This window comes from Kribbella ginsengisoli (assembly GCF_039537185.1).
GTDB lineage: Bacteria > Actinomycetota > Actinomycetes > Propionibacteriales > Kribbellaceae > Kribbella > Kribbella koreensis.
This window is the reverse complement of sequence record NZ_BAABAA010000002.1, coordinates 1195938-1214838: the sequence shown is the minus strand read 5'-3', so window position 1 is coordinate 1214838 and position 18901 is coordinate 1195938. Positions and strand designations below refer to the sequence as shown.

General features: G+C 67.8%; 17 protein-coding genes. 15 read left to right on the top strand and 2 right to left on the bottom strand.

Annotated elements, in window-relative coordinates:
* The first annotated feature begins 21 nt into the window (after nt 1-21).
* The 7 genes from ABD768_RS13250 to ABD768_RS13220 all read left to right on the top strand — a co-directional run bounded on the left by ABD768_RS13250 (nt 22) and on the right by ABD768_RS13220 (nt 8429).
* Nucleotides 22-870 (top strand): helix-turn-helix transcriptional regulator, encoded by an 849-nt coding sequence (locus tag ABD768_RS13250; protein WP_343975381.1) that lies wholly within the window; start codon nt 22-24, stop codon nt 868-870.
* A gap of 115 nt (nt 871-985) precedes the next feature.
* Nucleotides 986-2842 carry a glycoside hydrolase family 3 protein gene (locus tag ABD768_RS13245; protein WP_344840602.1) on the top strand — a complete coding sequence of 619 codons (1857 nt, stop codon included), beginning with the start codon at nt 986-988 and terminating at the stop codon, nt 2840-2842.
* Between the two features lie 21 nt (nt 2843-2863).
* Nucleotides 2864-4168, top strand: coding sequence for a ThuA domain-containing protein (locus tag ABD768_RS13240; protein WP_344840600.1), 1305 nt, complete (start codon nt 2864-2866; stop codon nt 4166-4168).
* Nucleotides 4169-4593: 425 nt separating this feature from the next.
* Nucleotides 4594-5673, top strand: coding sequence for a WD40/YVTN/BNR-like repeat-containing protein (locus tag ABD768_RS13235; protein WP_344840597.1), 1080 nt, complete (start codon nt 4594-4596; stop codon nt 5671-5673).
* Nucleotides 5674-5748: 75 nt separating this feature from the next.
* Nucleotides 5749-6588 (top strand): endonuclease/exonuclease/phosphatase family protein, encoded by an 840-nt coding sequence (locus ABD768_RS13230; protein WP_343975393.1) that lies wholly within the window; start codon nt 5749-5751, stop codon nt 6586-6588.
* Nucleotides 6589-6791: 203 nt separating this feature from the next.
* Nucleotides 6792-8120 carry a C40 family peptidase gene (locus ABD768_RS13225; RefSeq protein ID WP_343975396.1) on the top strand — a complete coding sequence of 443 codons (1329 nt, stop codon included), beginning with the start codon at nt 6792-6794 and terminating at the stop codon, nt 8118-8120.
* Nucleotides 8121-8207: 87 nt separating this feature from the next.
* Nucleotides 8208-8429 carry a hypothetical protein gene (locus ABD768_RS13220; protein WP_344840596.1) on the top strand — a complete coding sequence of 74 codons (222 nt, stop codon included), beginning with the start codon at nt 8208-8210 and terminating at the stop codon, nt 8427-8429.
* A gap of 77 nt (nt 8430-8506) precedes the next feature.
* Here ABD768_RS13220 and ABD768_RS13215 read toward each other — a convergent pair whose 3' ends face one another.
* Complete coding sequence (locus ABD768_RS13215) at nt 8507-9460, bottom strand: quinone oxidoreductase family protein (RefSeq protein ID WP_344840594.1); 954 nt, start codon at nt 9458-9460, stop codon at nt 8507-8509.
* Between the two features lie 84 nt (nt 9461-9544).
* On the opposite strand from ABD768_RS13215, the gene ABD768_RS13210 reads away from it, so the two are divergent.
* Nucleotides 9545-9973 carry a MarR family winged helix-turn-helix transcriptional regulator gene (locus tag ABD768_RS13210; protein ID WP_343975405.1) on the top strand — a complete coding sequence of 143 codons (429 nt, stop codon included), beginning with the start codon at nt 9545-9547 and terminating at the stop codon, nt 9971-9973.
* 50 nt (nt 9974-10023) lie between these two features.
* Here the strand turns inward: ABD768_RS13210 and ABD768_RS13205 are convergent, their stop codons facing one another.
* Entirely contained in the window at nt 10024-10512 is a 489-nt protein-coding gene (locus ABD768_RS13205; RefSeq protein WP_343975408.1) for an inorganic diphosphatase, read from the bottom strand.
* 50 nt (nt 10513-10562) lie between these two features.
* On the opposite strand from ABD768_RS13205, the gene dacB reads away from it, so the two are divergent.
* From dacB to ABD768_RS13170, 7 genes are all read left to right on the top strand, one after another.
* Nucleotides 10563-11921: a D-alanyl-D-alanine carboxypeptidase/D-alanyl-D-alanine endopeptidase gene (gene dacB, locus ABD768_RS13200; RefSeq protein WP_344840591.1), complete on the top strand. Its 1359-nt coding sequence runs from the start codon at nt 10563-10565 to the stop codon at nt 11919-11921.
* A 48-nt stretch (nt 11922-11969) separates the two neighbouring features.
* Complete coding sequence (locus ABD768_RS13195; RefSeq protein WP_343975413.1) at nt 11970-13064, top strand: zinc-dependent metalloprotease; 1095 nt, start codon at nt 11970-11972, stop codon at nt 13062-13064.
* A complete protein-coding gene (tilS, locus tag ABD768_RS13190) occupies nt 13036-14064 on the top strand; it encodes a tRNA lysidine(34) synthetase TilS (protein ID WP_343975416.1) in 1029 nt (342 codons plus the stop codon). Before ABD768_RS13195 ends, tilS begins: the two co-directional genes overlap by 29 nt.
* Before the next feature lie 4 nt (nt 14065-14068).
* Nucleotides 14069-14620, top strand: a complete 552-nt coding sequence (gene hpt / locus ABD768_RS13185; protein WP_343975419.1) for a hypoxanthine phosphoribosyltransferase — start codon at nt 14069-14071, stop codon at nt 14618-14620.
* 206 nt (nt 14621-14826) lie between these two features.
* Nucleotides 14827-16857: an ATP-dependent zinc metalloprotease FtsH gene (gene ftsH / locus ABD768_RS13180; protein WP_344840588.1), complete on the top strand. Its 2031-nt coding sequence runs from the start codon at nt 14827-14829 to the stop codon at nt 16855-16857.
* Nucleotides 16858-16924: 67 nt separating this feature from the next.
* Nucleotides 16925-17497 carry a GTP cyclohydrolase I FolE gene (gene folE / locus ABD768_RS13175; RefSeq protein ID WP_343975425.1) on the top strand — a complete coding sequence of 191 codons (573 nt, stop codon included), beginning with the start codon at nt 16925-16927 and terminating at the stop codon, nt 17495-17497.
* Nucleotides 17498-17658: 161 nt separating this feature from the next.
* Nucleotides 17659-18807: a S1 family peptidase gene (locus ABD768_RS13170; protein WP_343975427.1), complete on the top strand. Its 1149-nt coding sequence runs from the start codon at nt 17659-17661 to the stop codon at nt 18805-18807.
* The last annotated feature ends 94 nt before the right edge of the window (nt 18808-18901 follow it).

Below are 18901 nucleotides of genomic sequence, written 5' to 3'. Positions count from 1 at the left end.
TGAGTTCGCCACACTGGAGACATGGAGTACGCCGATCTGTCCGATTTCCTGCGCAAACGCCGGGAGGCGCTGCAGCCCGAGGATGTCGGGATGCCGCGCGGCCGACGGCGCCGTACGCCGGGGCTGCGCCGCGAAGAGGTAGCGTCACTCGCCTCCATGTCGACCGACTACTACAGCCGGCTCGAAGGCGGCCGTGGTCCACAACCCTCGGTCGAAATGCTCGGCGCGATCGCCCGCGCGCTCCGGCTCACGCTCGACGAGCGCGACCACCTCTTCGTGCTGGCCGGCCACGGTACGCCGCCGCGCACGACCCGTGCCTGCCACGTCGACCCAGGAATGCTGCGGATCATGGACCGGCTGCACGACACCCCGGCGTTGCTGCTGAATCGCTGCGGCGAGACAGTCGCCCAGACTCCCGCCCACGTCGCCTTCGCGGGCGAGCAGACTAACTACGACGGTATGGAGCGCAGCGAGGCCTACCGCTGGTTCGTCCATCCGGAGTCGCGAGCGCTCTACCGGGACCCCGAGCTGAGCAAGCACAGCCGGCTCCTGGTCTCGATGTTGCGGGCGGTCGTCACGGCCGACGGGCCGAAGTCGTACGCCGCCTCGATCGCGCGCACCCTGCAGGAGCTGAGCCCGGAGTTCGCGGCGATCTGGGACACCCATGAGGTCGTCCCGCCGCACAGCCAGACCAAGCGCTTCCAGCACCCGGTGGTCGGTGAGCTCGAGCTGTACTGCGAGGTCATCGACAACCGGGACCAGCAGCAGACGCTGATCATTTTCACCGCGGAGCCGGGCAGCGAGAGCGCCGAGCGCCTTGAACTGCTCGCCGTCCTCGGCAGCCAGCAGCTGCTCACCGCGGAAAACTGAGGATCTTTTCGGAAAAGGCTTGCCGAAGTCTTTACGGGGGTTCGGTCGTGGGTTAATTTAAGCCCTGAATTTCTGAACCCTACGTAACACCACGCTCACTGAGGGGATCCGCCCAATGCCCGCTCGGAAGCTGTTGCCTGCCCTCGTCGGAGTCCTGACAGGTGCTCTGGTGCTGGCCGTTCCCGCGCCTGCGCCGGCCTCGCCGGTTCCGGATGAGGTATCGGCCTACAAGGACGCGAGTCAGCCGGTGAAGGTGCGCGTGCAGGACCTGATGGCGCGGATGACCCTGGACGACAAGCTCGGCCAGATGATCCAGGCCGAGCGGCTGGGGATCACCAACCCGGCCGACGTGGCGACGTACGGGCTCGGATCGTTGCTGTCCGGCGGCAGCTCGCAGCCGACGCCGAACACGCCGGAGGCCTGGGCGGACATGTACGACGGGTTCCAGCGAACCGCGTTGTCGTCGCCGCTCGGGATCCCGTTGATCTACGGCGTCGATGCGGTGCACGGGCACAACGGTGTCAAGGGCGCGACGATCTTCCCGCACAACATCGGGCTCGGCGCGACCCGGGACGGAGCGCTCGCCGAGAAGATCGGCCGGGCGACGGCCGAGGAGGTCTCCGGTACCGGCATCGACTGGAACTTCGCGCCGTGCCTGTGTGTGGTGCGCAACGACCGGTGGGGGCGGACGTACGAGTCGTTCGGCGAACTGCCGATGCTGGCCCGGACGATGGCGCCGATCATCAACGGTATGCAGGGCAAGTCCCTGTCCGATCCGGGCTCGGTGCTCGCGACCGCCAAGCACTATGTCGGCGACGGTGGCACGGTTGGCGGCAAGGACCAGGGCGAGACGAGCATCAGTGAGGCCGAGCTGCGGGCGATCCACCTGCCGCCGTTCAAGGAGGCCGTCCGCCGCGGCGTCGGCTCGGTGATGATCTCCTACAGCAGCTTCAACTCGGTCAAGATGCACGCCAACAGCTACCTGATCAACGACGTGCTGAAGGGCGAGCTGGGCTTCGACGGGATCGTCGTCTCGGACTACAACGGGATCGACAAGATCGACGGCCAGGCCGGGTTCACGCCGGCCGAGGTGACCGCGTCGATCAACGCCGGCATGGACATGGTGATGGTGCCGTTCGCGTGGAAGCAGTTCATCGACACGCTGCGCGCCGAAGTACAGGCCGGCCGGATCCCGCAGGCCCGGATCGACGACGCGAACCGGCGGATCCTGACCAAGAAGTTCGAGCTCGGGCTGTTCGAGCACCCGTACACCGATCGGACCTTCCTCGACACCATCGGCAGCAAGGAACACCGCGACCTGGCCCGCCAGGCGGTCCGCGAATCGCAGGTCCTGCTGAAGAATGCCGGGCGGGTGCTGCCGCTGGCGAAGGACAACCAGAAGATCTTCGTGGCCGGCAAGAACGCCGACGACATCGGCAACCAGTCCGGCGGCTGGACCGTCGGCTGGCAGGGCGCGAGCGGCCCGGTCACGCCGGGAACCACCATCCTGGAAGGCATCCGGCACTCGGCGGCACCGTCGACGACCGTTGCCTACAGCAAGGACGCGACCGGGATCGACGACTCGTACGACGTCGCCGTCGCGGTGATCGGCGAGACCCCGTACGCCGAGGGCAAGGGTGACCGGCCCGGCTCGATGGGACTCGACCAGGCCGACCTGGACACGCTGGCCCGGTTGAAGGCGACCGGCGTACCGGTGGTCGTCGTGCTGGTCTCCGGGCGGCCGCTCGACATCGCAGCACAGCTGCCGGACTGGGCCGGGCTGATCGCCGCCTGGCTGCCCGGCACCGAGGGGCAGGGCGTCGCGGACGTCCTGTTCGGCGACTACAACCCGACCGGCCAGCTGCCGGCGACGTGGATGAAGAGCGCCGCGCAACAACCCATCAACGTCGGCGACGGGCAGGCGCCGCTGTTTCCGTTCGGATACGGACTCCGTTATCGCCCACAGCAGTAATTCACGGAAGGACCCGCCCCCATGCATCTGGTCCGCAAGAGCACTATCGCCCGACTACTGGCGCTCCTGGTGGTCGCCTGCCTGAGCCTGACCTCAGCCAGCGCGTTCGCCCGGGTCACCGCACCCGACAAGGTCACTGGGTCCAATCAGATCCAGGCGACCTTCAAGGTGCTCGCGTTCTACAGCGGCACGTTCGACGCCGCGCATATCGACTTCGAGAAGGAGGCGGCGGTCCGGTTCCCGCAGTTCGGTGCCGCGAACGGCTTCACCTACGAGCAGACGAACAACTGGGACCGGCTGAACACCCTGACCACCACGCAGGCCGCGGTGGTGATGTTCCTGGACGACTCCCCGCACAGCGACGCGCAGCGGACCGGATTCCAGCGCTACATCGAGAACGGTGGTGGCTTCCTCGGCTTCCATGTCTCGAACTACAACGACTCCAGCGGTGGCTGGCCGTGGTTCAACAACACCCTGCTGGGCACCGGCCGGTTCGTCAGCAACACCTGGCTGCCGACCGCGGTCACGCTGAAGGCCGAGAACCGCGCGCACCCGGCGCTGGCGAACACCCCGGCGACGTTCCGCTCGTCGGTCAGTGAGTGGTACAGCTGGCAGAACGACCTGCGCAACAACCCGAACATCCAGGTGCTGGCGTCGATCGACCCGTCCAGCTTCCCGGTCGGCACCACGCAGGTCTGGACCAGCGGCTACTACCCGATCGTGTGGACGAACAAGAACTACAAGGTGATCTACGCCAACTTCGGGCACAACGCGATGAACTACGAGACCAACACCAGGACCTCGTCGACCTTCGACAGCCCGGCGCAGAACCAGTTCCTGATGGACGCCATCAAGTGGCTCGGTGGCGGCGGTACCACCGTCCCGCCGGTCGACCAGCCGGACCCCAATGCCTGGTACACCGCTGTCAACAAGGGCAACGGCAAGTGCATCGACGCCCGCGCGGCCGGTACCGCCAACGGCACCGTCATCCAGCAGTACACCTGCAACGGCACGCTGGCCCAGCAGTTCCAGTTCCAGCCGACCTCGGGCGGCTTCACCCGGGTCAACAACCACAACGACGCCACCAAGGTGATCGACGTGACGGACGTGTCGTCGGCCGACAACGCGGGCCTGCAGCTGTGGACGTACAGCAGCGGCAACAACCAGCAGTGGCAGGCGGTCTCGGAAGGCAGCGGCTACTTCCACTTCGTCAGCCGCCTCAGCAGCAAGTGCCTGACCGTCCCCGGCGGCTCCACCGCGGACAGCACCCAACTCGTCCAGCTGACCTGCAACGGAGGCGCCACGCAGTCCTTCAAACTGAGCTGACCGACTACGCACTGCGTTCGAAGTACCGGAGCTGTCCGGTACTTCGGACGCGGTGCTTCTGTTGTGGAATCGGGGTTGCTGCTGGTGAGGACCGTGGATCGCGTCGCCCGACGACACCGCCTGAACCGTTTCGGGGAGGATCCTGCCCGAGGCTGGGGAGGCAATTCGCCTGATTCGGGGGTAAAACCCACCCCAACCCCATGCCACCGTTACCCCGCGACTCGACCGGCTTCGCCAAGGTGACTCATTGGCCAATACCCTCCGCGGGATCAGCGGAGACCGCGAACCACGGTCACCTCGGCACCCCCCCCAAACACCAGACTTTCGTGACGAACCGTCGGCCCCTGGCGACCGACAGCCACTGAAACGTCGTTCGCAAGGCCGGTCCTTCTGTTCTGTCGGGTCGATGTATTACGTTTCCCGGCATGAAGACCCTGCGCATCGCCGCGCTTGCGGCCGGAGTCCTGCTCGCGATGTCCCCCTTGGTGCCGGCGCAAGCCGTCGGGCAGCACGGGGTGAAGTACACGTGGGATCTGAAACCGACGGGGAGTACGGCGCAGTTCCGCGGGCTGGCAGCGGTGAACAAGGACGTCGCGTGGGTCGCGGGGAGTGCGGGGCAGGTGCTTCGTACTCTCGACGGCGGGCGTCATTGGCAGAACGTGAGCCCGCCTGGGCAGGCGCTGTTGTTCCGGGACGTCGAGGCGTTCGATGCGCAGCATGCGGTCGTACTGGCGATCGGGCTTGGTGAGGACTCTCGGATCTTCCGGACCGCGGATGGTGGCAAGCACTGGGCGGAGACGTTCCGCAACGCGGAGCCGACCGGGTTCTACGACTGCCTGGACTTCAACAACTCCCGCGACGGACTCGCGTTGAGCGACCCGGTGAACGGAAAGTTCCAGATCGCGGCGACCTCCGACGGTGGCAAGTCGTGGAAGGTCCAGTCGGGCAAGGGCATGCCGGCGGCCTTGCCCGGTGAGTTCGCCTTCGCGGCGAGCGGGACCTGCTTGGTGGCGGGCGCCGGTCGGACGGCGTGGTTCGCGACCGGTGGAGGTGCGGTGCCGCGGGTGTTCCGGACCGTCAACGGTGGGCGGACCTGGAAGGTGAGCGACTCGCCGATGGCCAGTGGCGAGGCGGCCGGCATCTTCAGCCTGTCCTTCCGCAACCAGGTGCACGGGGTAGCGGTCGGTGGCGACTTCGGGACGACCGGCGACGCGGTGAAGGCTGCGTCGTACACGACCGACGGTGGCCGGAGCTGGAAGCTGGTGCCGGCGGACAAGGCGCCGAAGAAGTACCGCAGCGGCTCGGCCTTCGTGCCGTGGTCGGCGGCGACCTTCGTCGCTGTCGGGCCGACCGGAAGTGATGTGAGCCTGGACGGCGGGCGGAGCTGGACGCAGTTCGACGACGGGTACTTCGACAGCGTGGAGTGCGCGGGTCACGGCTACAAGGCCGGCTGCTGGGGCTCCGGCAAGGACGGCCGGGTCGCCCGGCTGTCCGTCGGTCGCTGACCGTCACTCGCTATTTCAGCGTGGCGACACCCGTACTTCCCGCGGGTGTCGCCTGGTGACGGCCAGGATGGGCTCATGCGAAAACTTCCTACCCGGTTGCTCGCCACGTTCGCGGGACTGCTGATGGTGCTGCCGACGGCCGCCGACGCCAGCTCGCGCGGCAGTGACCGGACGGACAAGCCCGGCCAGCCGTTGAAGGTGCTGACCTACAACATCCACCACGGCGCCGGGACGGACGGCGTCCTGGATCTCGAGCGGATCGCCAAGGTGATCGAGAACTCCGGCGCCGACCTGGTCGGGCTACAGGAGGTCGACAACCACTGGAGCGAGCGCAGCAACTGGGTGAACCAGCCGGCGTGGTTCGCGGCCCGCCTCAACATGCACTACGCGTATGCGGCGAACCTCGATCTGCCGCCGTTGCATCCGGGGGAGCCGCGCCGGCAGTACGGGACCGCGGTGTTCTCGAAGAACCCGATCAAGGACTTCAAGAACACACTGCTGCCGCTCTACCCGACCGGTGAGCAGCGCGGGCTGTCGGTGGCGGCTATCAAGATCCGTGGCGTCTACCTGCGGCTCGCGAACACCCACCTGACCTCGAACAACAACGCCGAGCGGCTCGAGCAGGCGAAGAAGGTCGTCGAGTTGCTGGACGACTCGAAGATCCCGACCATCCTGGTCGGCGATCTGAACGCGCGGCCGACCGCGCCGGAGATGGCCACGCTGACCAAGGTCTGGCGCGACACCTGGGCCGAGGTGGGCGTCGGACCGGGCTACACGATCGAGGCGGACAACCCGACCGGACGGATCGACTATCTGCTGCACACCCGCCAGGGAGTAGAGCCGTTGTCGTCCGCGGTGATCACCACGAACGGGTCCGATCACCTGCCGGTCGTCGCGACTTTCACGCTCAACTAGCTTTCGGCTCAGCAATCGGCGTCCACCGGTCTCGGTGGGCGCCGATTTTGCTGCGCGGGAATTACAAGCTTGTAGTTTGTCAAGCCGACACGCAGGTGCAACAAAGTTATTAGTGGGATTAGTGTTCCCAATGGGGCTAGAGGCAACTAGTGTCACGTATTGGGTCCAGATGGACCAAAAGGGCTCGGCGGAAGGAAGACCCGATGCGGACGATCTCGGGGGTGCTGGCGGTCTCCCTGGTGGGAACCATGGGTTTGATCGCCGTCCCGGCGCAGGCTGATCCCAAGCCGCCGGTCATTCCGTCCCAGTCCACCGTCGACGCGGCCAAGAAGGCAGCCGCTGCGAAGGCCGCGCAGGTCAATGCCATCGAGCAGCAGCTCGCCAGTGCGGGAGCCCGGCTCGAGCAGCTCGGCGTACAGGCGGCCAAGGCCGGCGAGGTCTACAACGGCGCGATGTACCGGCTGCAGCAGGCGCAGGCCGAGGCGAAGGCCGCTGGGGACCGCGCTGACCGGGCCGAGAAGACGCTGGCGGCTCAGCGGCAGCAGATCGGCCGGTTCGCGGCAGCGTCGTACCAAGGTGGTGGTGACCTGGCCAAGATCGGGCCGCTGTTCACCGCGAACGGTCCGCAGGAGCTGCTCGACTCGGCAGGTGCCGCCCGTTCGGTGTCGCAGGCGATGCAGGGCTCGTACCTCCGGTACACCGCGAGCCAGGTCGTCACCAACGCGTTCAAGCTGCAGAAGGACCAGGCCGTCACCAAGGTGCAGGCGGCGACCGACGAAGCGGCGAAGGCCAAGCAGGCGGCCGAGGCGGCTGAGGCCGAGCAGCGGTCGGCTGTCGCGGCCATCGGCGTACAGCGTCGGCAGCAGATCGCTCAGCTCGCCGTACTGCGGAACACCTCGGTGCAGGTGGCCACGCAGCGGCAGCGTGGGCTGGAGGAACTGGCCCGGCAGCGGGCCGCGGCGCTGGCCGCGAAGAAGGCCGAGGAACTGCGCCGGCGGATCGCCGCCCGGGAAGCGGCCGAGGCTCGCGCGGCTCGTGAAGAGGCCGCGCGGAAGGCTCGCGAAGAGCGGAACAACGACAAGCACCAGGGCTCGAAGAAGAAGCCGAAGAAGCACAGGCCCAGCAAGGGCGGCGGTGGCAACGATGGTGGCTCCGGGCACAACTCGCGCGGTGCCCGAGCCGCTATCGACTTCGCGCTCGCGCAGCTGGGTGAGCCGTACATCTGGGCCGCTGCCGGCCCGAGCTCATGGGACTGCTCGGGGCTGACGATGGGCGCCTGGAAGAAGGCCGGCGTGCAACTGCCGCACTACAGCGTCGCGCAGTACGAGCAGATCAAGCACATCTCCGAGGACGACCTGCGGCCCGGCGACCTGATCTTCTGGGCCGAGGACTCCGGCGATCCCGGCACGATCTTCCATGTGGCCATGTATCTCGGTGGTGGCCGCATGATCCATGCGCCCCGGCCTGGCCGGCCGGTGACGACGGACAGCATTTACTACTGGGAGGCGCCCGACTTCTTCGGCCGGCCCTGACTTGTGGCCGGTACTGCGTGAGGCAGTTCAGCTCGAATCCACTAGACCAGCCGGTTTCCGCCGTCGGCGTGCAGGACGGTACCAGTGATGAATCCCTTGCGTGGCAAGACGATGCTCGCCTCCGCGATGTCCATGATGGTCCGGCCCACCGGCCGCCGTCGGCCCGTCGCGACTCCCGCATCGGCGGTGCAGACCGGTACGCCGGCCTTCGGCCCCGCCGAGGCGAGCTGTGCGAGCGCCGACGACACCACCGACTCGAGGGCGTCGTTGAACCCGGCGCCGATGTCGTACTCGCTGATCGGCTGGTAGGCGTCGCCGGCAGCAGCGGCCGTGCTGACGAGGTGGCAGCCGCTCCACGATGCCGGGCTGGATGGTCGCGACCGGACCTAGATGGTCGCGACCAGCCGGCCGAGGTTGGTGCGGGCGTCGAGGGTCTCGTGCAGTTGGCGGACCTCGGCGAGAGGGAAGTGGGTGCTGGTGACGGGGTGGAGGTCTCCGGACTTCAGGAGGCGGGTGACCTCGGTGATGTCGGCTCGCGCTTCGGCCGGGCGGGCGGAGCGCCAGGCGAGCATGGAGACGCCGGTGACGGAGATCAGGCTGAAAAGGCTGGTGGCGTTGACGGTCGGGAGTTCGCCGCTGATCGCGCCGTAGGTCACCATCCGGCCGAGTGGGGCCAGGGCCTCGAGGCCTTGGTCGAAGACCTTGCCGCCCACCGAGTCCAAGACGAGGTCGATCGGTGGCAGCTGTTTTGTCCAGTCGCCGTCGCTCAGGTCGATGGCGAGATCGGCGCCTTGGTCGCGGATGAAGTCGAGTTTGGCGGCGGAGGACGCAGTACCGATGACTGTTCCGGCGCCGAGCGCTCGGGCCAGCTGGACCGCCAGGTGGCCGATGCCGCCGGCCGCTGACTGGATGAGCACGGTCTCGCCGGGTTGTAGGCGTCCCGCCTTGAGCAGTCGAAGCGCCAGAGGAGCCGGCATGGAGAGCGTCGTCGCCGCGCCCGCGTCGGTGTCCTCAGGGATCGGCGCCAGCCACTCGGCGTCGACCGCTACCTGCTCGGCGAAGGCGTCCTCCGACAAGGCAGCCACCCGCTGACCAACCTGTACGCCGGCAGGCGCGCCCGGCCCGAGTCGGGTGATGCGGCCGACGACATCACCGGTGAGCGCACCGGGCAGCGGCCGGGGCCACGGGCTGTTGCCGCTACGGAAGGTCGAGTCGATCGCGTTCGCGCCGACCGCCTCGACCTCGATCAGCACCTGACCGTCAGCCGGCTCGGGGGCGGTGACGGCGGCCAGCTGGAGGACGTCGGGGCCGCCGTGTTCGTAGTACCGGATCGCGCGCATCTGCCGGCTCCAAATCGTGGGAGATTTAAATGATGGGTATCTCCTACGATAAGGGATGGCGGAGGTCAGCCCTAGAGTGAGCAGGTGAAGTCGTCCCAGCACCGCCTCGGCGATCGGGTCGTCTGGCAGTTGGCCAGGGCGAGCCAGCACTGGCAGCGGCTGGCCCGGCGCGAGCTGGCGGCGGCGAACGTGCGGACGCAGTACTACCACGTGCTGGCGAGCCTGGCCGACGACGGCGACGCGGCGCAGGCGGCGCTCGCCGACCGGATCTCGTTCGACCGCAGCGATCTCGTCTCGGTGCTCGACGAGCTCGAGCGGCTGGGGCACGTCGTCCGCCGGACCGACCCGACGGATCGGCGCCGCAACATCGTCGCCATCACCGAGTCGGGGGAGAAGCTGCTGATCGAGATGGATCAGCTGGTCTATGCGGCGGAGGCCAGGCTGCTGGAGCCGCTGACCGCGGCCGAGCGCAAGACTCTCCTGGCGTTACTCAGCCGCTTGGCTCAGGACTGAACCAAGCGGCTGTGGATTGGACTGCTCTGCCGCCGGGGAGCGGCAGTAGATCAGTGGCCTTCGCGCTTCAGGCGCTCGAAGGACGCTGTGACCTCGGCCTCGGCGTCCGCGCGGCCGACCCAGCTGGCGCCTTCGACCGACTTGCCCGGCTCGAGGTCCTTGTAGACCTCGAAGAAGTGCTGGATCTCCAGCCGGTCGAACTCCGGCACGTGGTGGATGTCGCGCAGGTGCTCCTGGCGCGGGTCGCCGGCCGGGACGCAGAGGACCTTGTCGTCCGGCCCCTTCTCGTCCGTCATCCGGAACATGCCGATCGCCCGGGCCCTGATCAGGCAGCCGGGGAAGGTCGGCTCCGGCAGCAGCACCAGAGCATCCAGCGGGTCACCGTCCTGACCCAGGGTGTCCTCGATGAACCCGTAGTCGGAGGGGTACTGAGTGGACGTGAACAGGGTGCGGTCGAGCCGCAGCCGGTTCGTCTTGTGGTCCAGCTCGTACTTGTTGCGGGTGCCCTTGGGGATCTCGATGAAGACGTCGAACTCCATACGGCAGATACTGTCACGGTTCCGACCGATGAAATGACAGGAGTAGCCCGGTGGCCCGTCCTTCCCGTGCGGTCTTCGTCACGCTGCTGACCGCTGGAGTATTGACCGGGCTGGTCACTAGTGCACAAGCAGTACCTGGCGCATCGCAGACAGCAGCCGGTACTACGGCAGCGCCGCCAGTGCTCACCCCTGCCAAGACCGAGGGCGCTGCACCGACCTCAGCCGGAGTGGCCAAGGCAGTGGCCGCCGCCCTGGCTGACCCGTCACTGGGCAAGCACCACGGCGTCTACGTGTACGACGCGTCCCGCGACAAGCTGCTCTACTCGCTCGGTACTGCGAAGCCCTACGTCCCGGCGTCGACCATGAAACTCCTGACGACGGTGTCGGCCCTGGAGACCATCGGCCCGGAGCACCGGTTCTCGACGAAGGTCGTGCAGTCCGGCAAGTCGATCATCCTGGTCGGTGGTGGCGACCCGCTGCTGGTCGCCAAGCGGCAGACCGACGAGCTGGACTTCCCGGTTCGTGCGTCGCTGCAGGACCTGGCGGCCAGTACTGCGAAGGCGCTGAAGGCACAGGGAGTGTCCAACGTCACGCTCGGGTACGACGCCAGCCTGTTCACCGGGCCCTCGGCCAACCCGAAGTGGGAGCCGAACTACCTGACCGAGGGCATCGCTGCCCGGACGTCGGCGCTCTGGGTCAATGAGGGGCGACTGTCGGCCGGCATGGCCAAGCGGGCCGACTCTCCGGCCGCTGCGGCCGCCACTGCGTTCGCTGCTCAGTTGGCGAAGGTGGGGATCAAGGCGGCCGGCCTGAAGGCGGCAGTGGCGCCGGCAGGGGCCAAGGCTCTCGCGCAGGTGGATTCGCCGACGGTGGGGGACATCGTCGAGTACATCAACCTGCACAGCGACAACGACGGCGCAGAGGTCATGCTGCGTCAGGTCGGGCTGGCGACGAAGAACGGTGGCTCCTATACGGGTGGCGTGGCCGGAGTACGGGCGACGTTGACCAAGCTGGGGCTGGACCTCACCGGGGCGCGGATCGAGGACGGGAGCGGGCTGTCTCGTACTAACCAGGTGCCGCTGGAGGTACTGGCCGGTGCTGTGCGGGTGGCGGCGTCCGAGGACAACCCGCAGCTGCGGCACCTGCTGACCGGGCTGCCGATCGCTGGGTTCACCGGGAGTCTCAGGGAGCGGTTTGCCGGGCCGGGGACGGCCACTGGTACCGGCATGGTCCGGGCTAAGACGGGCACGCTTACCGGGGTCCACTCCCTGGCCGGGTATGCCCGGGACAAGTCGGGGACGCTGCTGGTCTTCGCGGTTGCTACCGACAGTGCGCCGCCTGCCAAGGCACTGGACGCCCGCGCTGCGCTGGACCGGGTGACGTCAGCCCTCGCAGCCTGCGGCTGCTGACCGCGCACTTACCGGGCGTATGTTGGAACATGCCACTAGGGTCGATGTATGAGTACGGCTGAAGGTAGTACCGCGACTGAGATGGTCGACTGGCAGCTGGCGATCGGGGTGGCTCGCAAGCTGCTCCGGCCGGGGCCTGCGGTCAGTCGGGCCGAGGCGGACCAGGTGGTTGCCGAGCTGAGGCAGTTCGCCGCCGACTCGGAGCACCACGTGCGTGAGTTCACCGGGCTGACTGCTACTTCGGCCACGGCTCCCGTGGTCATCGTGGACCGGCCGGGCTGGGTGCAGGCCAACGCGGACGGCTTCCGGACGGTACTGCAGCCGCTGGCCGACAAGCTGCGCGAGAAGCAGGAGCGGATGGGCGGGCTGTCCGCCAGCGTCGGCTCCCGGGTCACCGCGATCGAGGCGGGGGCCCTGCTGGCGTTCCTCTCTTCTCGGGTGCTCGGTCAGTTCGACCCGTTCTACCCGTCGGAGCCCGATCCGGCTCGGCCTGACCTGACTGGGCGGCTGTTGCTGGTCGCGCCCAACGTGATGCATGTGGAGTCGGAGCTGGGCGTAGTACCGCGGGACTTCCGGTTGTGGGTGTGCCTGCATGAGGAGACCCACCGGGTGCAGTTCACCGCTGTGCCGTGGCTGCGGGATCACCTGCGGTCGGAGATCGCGCTCTTCCTCGACCAGGCGGAGCTGGACGCGTCGGCGTACGCAGCGATGTTCCGCGAGGCTGTCCAGCGTCTCGGCCGGTCGGTCAAGGGCGAGGCGGAGTTGAGCCTCGTAGACCTGATGCAGTCCCCCGAGCAGCGCGCCGTCCTGGACCGGCTGACTGCCGTGATGTCCCTCCTGGAAGGCCACGCCGACTTCGTCATGGACGGCGTAGGCCCCTCCGTCATCCCCACCGTCGACACCATCCGCTCCAAGTTCACCTCCCGCCGCACCGGCGGCAACCCCCTCGACCAGCTCCTGAAGAAACTCCTCGGCCTGGACGCCAAAATGCGCCAGTACCAAGACGGCGCCGCCTTCGTCCGCCGCGTCGTAGACCGCGTAGGCATGGAAGGCTTCAACAAGATCTGGACCGCCCCCAACACCCTCCCCACCAAAACCGAAATCGCCAACCCCGATGCCTGGGTCACCCGACTCCACGGCTGACCCTCGGAGACCTCGCCTTCACCCCGCGGTTGCGAGGGTGCGGGAGGCTACTCGGGTTGCCTTGGCCGACCTGCCGCACGGGACCACCGTGCTTGTTGCCTGTTCTGGGGGAGCTGACTCGTTGGCTCTGGCTGCGGCTACCGCGTTTGAGGCTCCGAAGCTGGGGTTGACGGCTGGGGCTGTGGTGGTGGATCACGGGCTGCAGGATGGGTCGGACAAGACTGCTGAGACTGCTGCGGAGCAGTGTCGGGGGTTGGGGCTGGAGCCTGTGGTGGTGCGGGCTGTGGTGGTGGGGAGTGAGGGTGGGCCTGAGGGGGCGGCGCGGGCTGCTCGGTATGAGGCATTGCGGGATGTGGCTGATGAGTTGGGGGCGGATGTCGTCCTGCTCGCGCATACCCGGGATGACCAGGCTGAGACGGTGTTGCTCGGGCTAGCGAGGGGGTCGGGGGCTCGGTCGTTGGCGGGGATGGCTCCTACGGCGGGGCTGCTGCGCCGGCCGCTGTTAGAGGTGCCGCGGAGCGCTACGGCCGCCGCGTGCATCGCATCGGGGCTGCGGCCATGGCACGACCCGCACAACGACGATTCGCAGTACAGGCGGGTCCGGGTGCGGCACGAAGTACTGCCTGTCCTCGAGGAAGCGCTGGGCCCGGGGGTGACAGAGGCGCTGGCTCGTACGGCGGGCCTGCTGCGGGCCGACGCCGACGCGCTCGACGCACTGGCGGCTGACCTGGCAGAGACCGCGGTGCAGCATGCCGAGGGTGAAGTGCTCTGCGAAGTGTCGGTGCTGGAGGAGGAACCCACAGCGCTCCGAACCCGGGTGCTCAGACAAGCTGCTCTGGAAGCAGGTTGCCGGGCAAACGATCTCACCGCCGGCCACATCGCGGCCGTCGATGCCCTCGTCACCGATTGGCGCGGCCAGCGCTGGATCGACCTCCCACAAGCTGTCAAAGCAGCAAGGAAGGGCGGATTCCTCATCCTGGCAAAAGGTATGACAGGCTGAGCTCGTGGATGCGTCGGACATCGAGAAGGACCTGGCCCAGATTCACTTCACCGAGGACCAGATCCAGGAGAAGCTCCGGGAGCTGGCCGGGCGGATCGAGCAGGACTACGAGGGCAAGGATCTGCTGCTGGTCGGCGTCCTGCGCGGCGCCGTGATGGTGATGGCCGACCTCGCCCGCTCGTTCAGCCGGCACGTCGAGATGGACTGGATGGCGGTCTCGTCTTACGGCTCGGGGACGAAGTCGTCGGGCGTGGTGCGGATCCAGAAGGACCTGGACACCGACATCACCAACCGGCACGTGCTGATCGTCGAGGACATCATCGACACCGGGCTGACGCTGACCTGGCTGGTCAGCAACCTGCAGTCCCGCAAGCCTGCCTCGGTCGAGATCTGCACCGCGTTCCGCAAGCCGGACGCGGCCAAGATGGCGGTTCCGGTGAAGTACGTCGGCCTGGAGCTGCCGGACGAGTTCGTGGTCGGGTACGGGCTCGACTACGCGGAGAAATACCGCAACCTGCGCTGCGTGGCGACGCTCGCCCCGCACGTCTATTCCTGACCTCCGCGCCACCCCTGGCATGCTGACCCGTCAAGGACCTCACGACGGGGACTTGGTGACAGGCTGTAGACAGGGTCGTACCGTCGTTCGGTGACCCTCGTGGTGGGCACGCTTGCCCGACACGAGACACTTGAGCTGGTATTACCGTCACAAGCCCGTTATCCCGGGCCTGCTGAGCTAGGAGGGACGGGGCGCCTGCCCTGATCATGGACGTGAAGCGCATCTTCCGCGGACCCCTGTTCTGGATCGTCATCGCCTTCTTGGGCGTGCTGGTGATCGGACAGCTCCTGACCGGCTCGACCGGATTCAAGACCGAGCCCACGGGCCAGGTCGTGCAACTGATCCAGCAGGCCACGTCGTCGAGCGACAAGACGATCAAGTCCGTCACGCTGATCGACCCGGATCAGGAGATCCGGATCGAGAAGACCGACGGGACCAAGGTCCGGGCGCACTGGGTCGACGGGCAGGCCAGCACGCTCGGCTCCGACCTGCAGACCCTGTTCCAGAACGGCAAGATCGAGAAGTACGACGTGGAGAACCCGAAGCCGAGCTTCATCGGCCAGGTGTTCTCGACGCTGATCCCGTTCCTGCTGATCGCGGTCGTCTTCATCTTCTTGATGAACTCGATGCAGGGCGGCGGCTCGCGGGTGATGAGCTTCGCCAAGTCCAAGGCCAAGCTGATCACCAAGGACACCCCGAAGACGACCTTCGCGGACGTGGCCGGCTGCGACGAGGCGATCGAGGAGCTCGGCGAGATCAAGGAGTTCCTGCAGGAGCCTGGCAAGTTCCAGGCCGTGGGAGCCAAGATCCCCAAGGGCGTCCTGCTCTACGGCCAGCCGGGTACCGGTAAGACCCTGCTCGCCCGTGCGGTCGCCGGTGAGGCGGGCGTGCCGTTCTACTCGATCTCCGGTTCGGACTTCGTCGAGATGTTCGTCGGTGTCGGTGCGAGCCGGGTCCGCGACCTGTTCGAGACCGCCAAGACCAACGCGCCGGCGATCGTCTTCATCGACGAGATCGACGCCGTCGGCCGGCACCGTGGCGCGGGCCTCGGTGGTGGGCACGACGAGCGCGAGCAGACGCTGAACCAGCTGCTGGTCGAGATGGACGGCTTCGACGTCCGCGGCGGCGTGATCCTGATCGCCGCTACCAACCGGCCGGACGTGCTCGACCCTGCGCTGCTGCGCCCGGGCCGCTTCGACCGGCAGATCGCCGTCGACGCGCCGGACCTGCCGGGTCGCGAGAAGATCCTGAAGGTGCACGCCCGCGGCAAGCCGATGTCGGAGAACGCCGACCTGCGCGCGGTCGCCCGCCGTACGCCGGGCTTCACCGGCGCCGACCTGGCCAACGTGCTGAACGAGGCCGCGCTGCTGACCGCCCGGCTGAACAAGCAGCAGATCGACAAGAACGCGCTCGACGAGGCGATCGACCGGGTGATCGCCGGACCGCAGCGCCGGACCCGGTTGATGTCCGACAAGGAGAAGGTGCTGACCGCGTACCACGAGGGCGGACACGCTCTGGTGGCTGCCGCGCTGCCGCACTCCGACCCGGTGCACAAGGTGACGATCCTGCCGCGCGGTCGCGCGCTGGGCTACACGATGGTGCTGCCGGACGAGGACAAGTACTCGACCACCCGGTCGGAGATGCTCGACAAGCTGGCCTACATGCTCGGTGGCCGGGCCGCCGAGGAGATGGTCTTCCACGACCCGACCACGGGCGCGAGCAACGACATCGAGAAGGCGACCGCACTGGCCCGCGCGATGGTCACGCAGTACGGCATGACCGAGCGGCTGGGCGCGATCAAGTTCGGCCAGGACTCCGGCGAGCCGTTCCTGGGCCGCGACCTGGGCAGCCAGCGCAACTACTCCGAGGAGATCGCCGCGGCGGTCGACGAGGAGGTCGGCAAGCTGATCCTGAACGCGCACCAGGAGGCCTTCGACATCCTGGTCGAGAACCGTGCGGTGCTCGACGCGCTGGTCGAGGAGCTGCTCGAGAAGGAGACCCTGGACAAGGGCGAGATCGCCCGGGTCTTCGCGCCGATCCAGAAGCGTGAGCTGCGGCCGGCCTGGACCGGGTCCTCGACCCGGGTCCCGTCCGAGCAGCCGCCGGTGATGCCGCTGCCGCGGGCCGAGCAGAACGGCTCGCTCCAGGACGTCATCCCGGGTGGATCGATCGGACCGGACGAGGCCGCCAAGGGCCCGAACTACGGCGGAGGGCCCACCCCACCCGTGGGTGAGTGACGCCGCGAGGACGAGGTGATGCCCCGGGATCCGTAGTGGATCCCGGGGCATCGCCTATGTTGGCGAAATGACTTCGCCGACCTTCGATCATGCGCGTGCCGAGGCCGCCGTCCGGGAGTTGCTGATCGCGATCGGCGAGGACCCGGACCGGGAAGGGCTGAAGGACACCCCGGCCCGGGTCGCGCGCTCGTACGCCGAGATCACCGCCGGCCTCGGCCAGACCGCCGAGGACGTGCTGCAGACGACGTTCAACCTCGGCCACGACGAGCTGATCCTGGTCAAGGACATCGAGGTCTGGTCGGTCTGTGAGCACCATTTGGTGCCGTTCACCGGGGTGGCCCACGTCGGCTACATCCCCGGTACGGACGGCCGGATCACCGGGCTGTCGAAGCTGGCCCGGCTGGTCGACGTCTACGCCAAGCGGCCGCAGGTGCAGGAGCGGCTGACCACCCAGGTCGCCGAGTCGCTGGTGGAGATTCTCCGGCCGCGCGGCGTGATCGTCGTGATCGAGTGCGAGCACCTGTGCATGACGATGCGCGGCGTCCGGAAACCGGGCGCCAAGACGATCACCTCCGCGGTCCGCGGCCAGCTCCGCAACCCGGTCACCCGGGCCGAGGCGATGAGCCTGATCGTCGGCTGACTCGCTGCCCGGGCAGGAAGTTTCCGGAAGCGCGTAGCCCCGGCGGCCGCAGGTTCGTTGAACTTCCGAAGCCGTTTCCCATGGACATTCCGTGTCCGAACGCCTACGGTCCGTAGTGGCGTTCTGACTCGGGTGCAGGGCGCCGGCGTGAGGAGGATTGGATGTCAGGGCGTTTTCGGGTCGGCGCCGCACTCACCGGGATCGTCGTACTGACGGCTGCCGGACTGATCGCGGCGAACGGCGCCCAGGCTGATCAGCACCGGGCCGGTGGCCCCGTCGGAGCCGCCAAGCTCCCGACGGCGGACCAGCAGCTGCTGCAGATTCAGGACCAGGCACAGGCGCTCGACGGCATGCTCGGCTCGCGCGCGATCGGCAGCTACGTCGACGACACCGGGGCCCTGGTGGTCGCGGTGTCCGACGAGGCGACCGCGGCGCTCGTCCGGCAGGCCGGAGCGATCCCCAAGCTCGTCCGCTACACGGCCGAGCAGCTCTTCGCAGTACAGAAGCAACTCGATCACCTCGCGACCAGTTCGACGGCGGGCCAGGTCAAGTCCTGGTACGTCGATCCGATCAGCGGCACCGTCGTCGTCTCCGTGCCCGAGGGCGTCCGGGACTCGATCACCAAGCGGTTCCTGCGCAAGGCACAGGCCAACGGCGGCAAGGTGACGGTGCGCCGGACCCCTGGCGTCGTCACCACCACGGACGAGCAGTTCGGGCTCCTGGGCGGCTACCAGGTCGACAAGAACACCGGCTACACCTGCTCCCTGGGCTTCAACGCCACCACGAGCGACGGCGGCCGGATCTTCGTCACCGCGGGGCACTGTACGGCGGGCAAGCCGTCCTTCTCCCGCAACGGCTACATCATCGGCAACACCCGCAGCTCCAGCTTCCCCGGCAACGACTTCGGCACGGTCAGCGTGATCGAGGGCTGGGACCAGCAGGGCCGGGTCGAGCGCTGGGGCGCGACCGACGTCCAGGTCCGCGGCACCGCGGACGCGATGGTCGGGTCCGACCTGTGCAAGTCCGGCAAGAGCACCGGCTGGACCTGCGGCAAGATCGTCGCCCGCAACGTGACCGTCAACTACGGCAACAACAAAGTCGTCCGCGGACTGATCGAGCACACCGCGTGCGTCGAGGCCGGTGACTCCGGCGGCGCCAACATGACCGGTGACTACGCGCAGGGAATCACCAGCGGCGCCGCCTTGATCAGCGGGCAGTGCCTCGACAAACATGGACAGCAGAACGAGTCCTACTCACAACCGATCGGTGAGGCGCTGTCCGCTAGCGGCGCCTCGCTGGTACTGGGTTAGCGGCCCCGGGCGGGAGCCCGGAGCCGATGGGGGCCTGGTACCTAGGTGGGGTAGTTCGGGCAAGGCCACTACGGTGGTCGGGTGCGAACTGCCC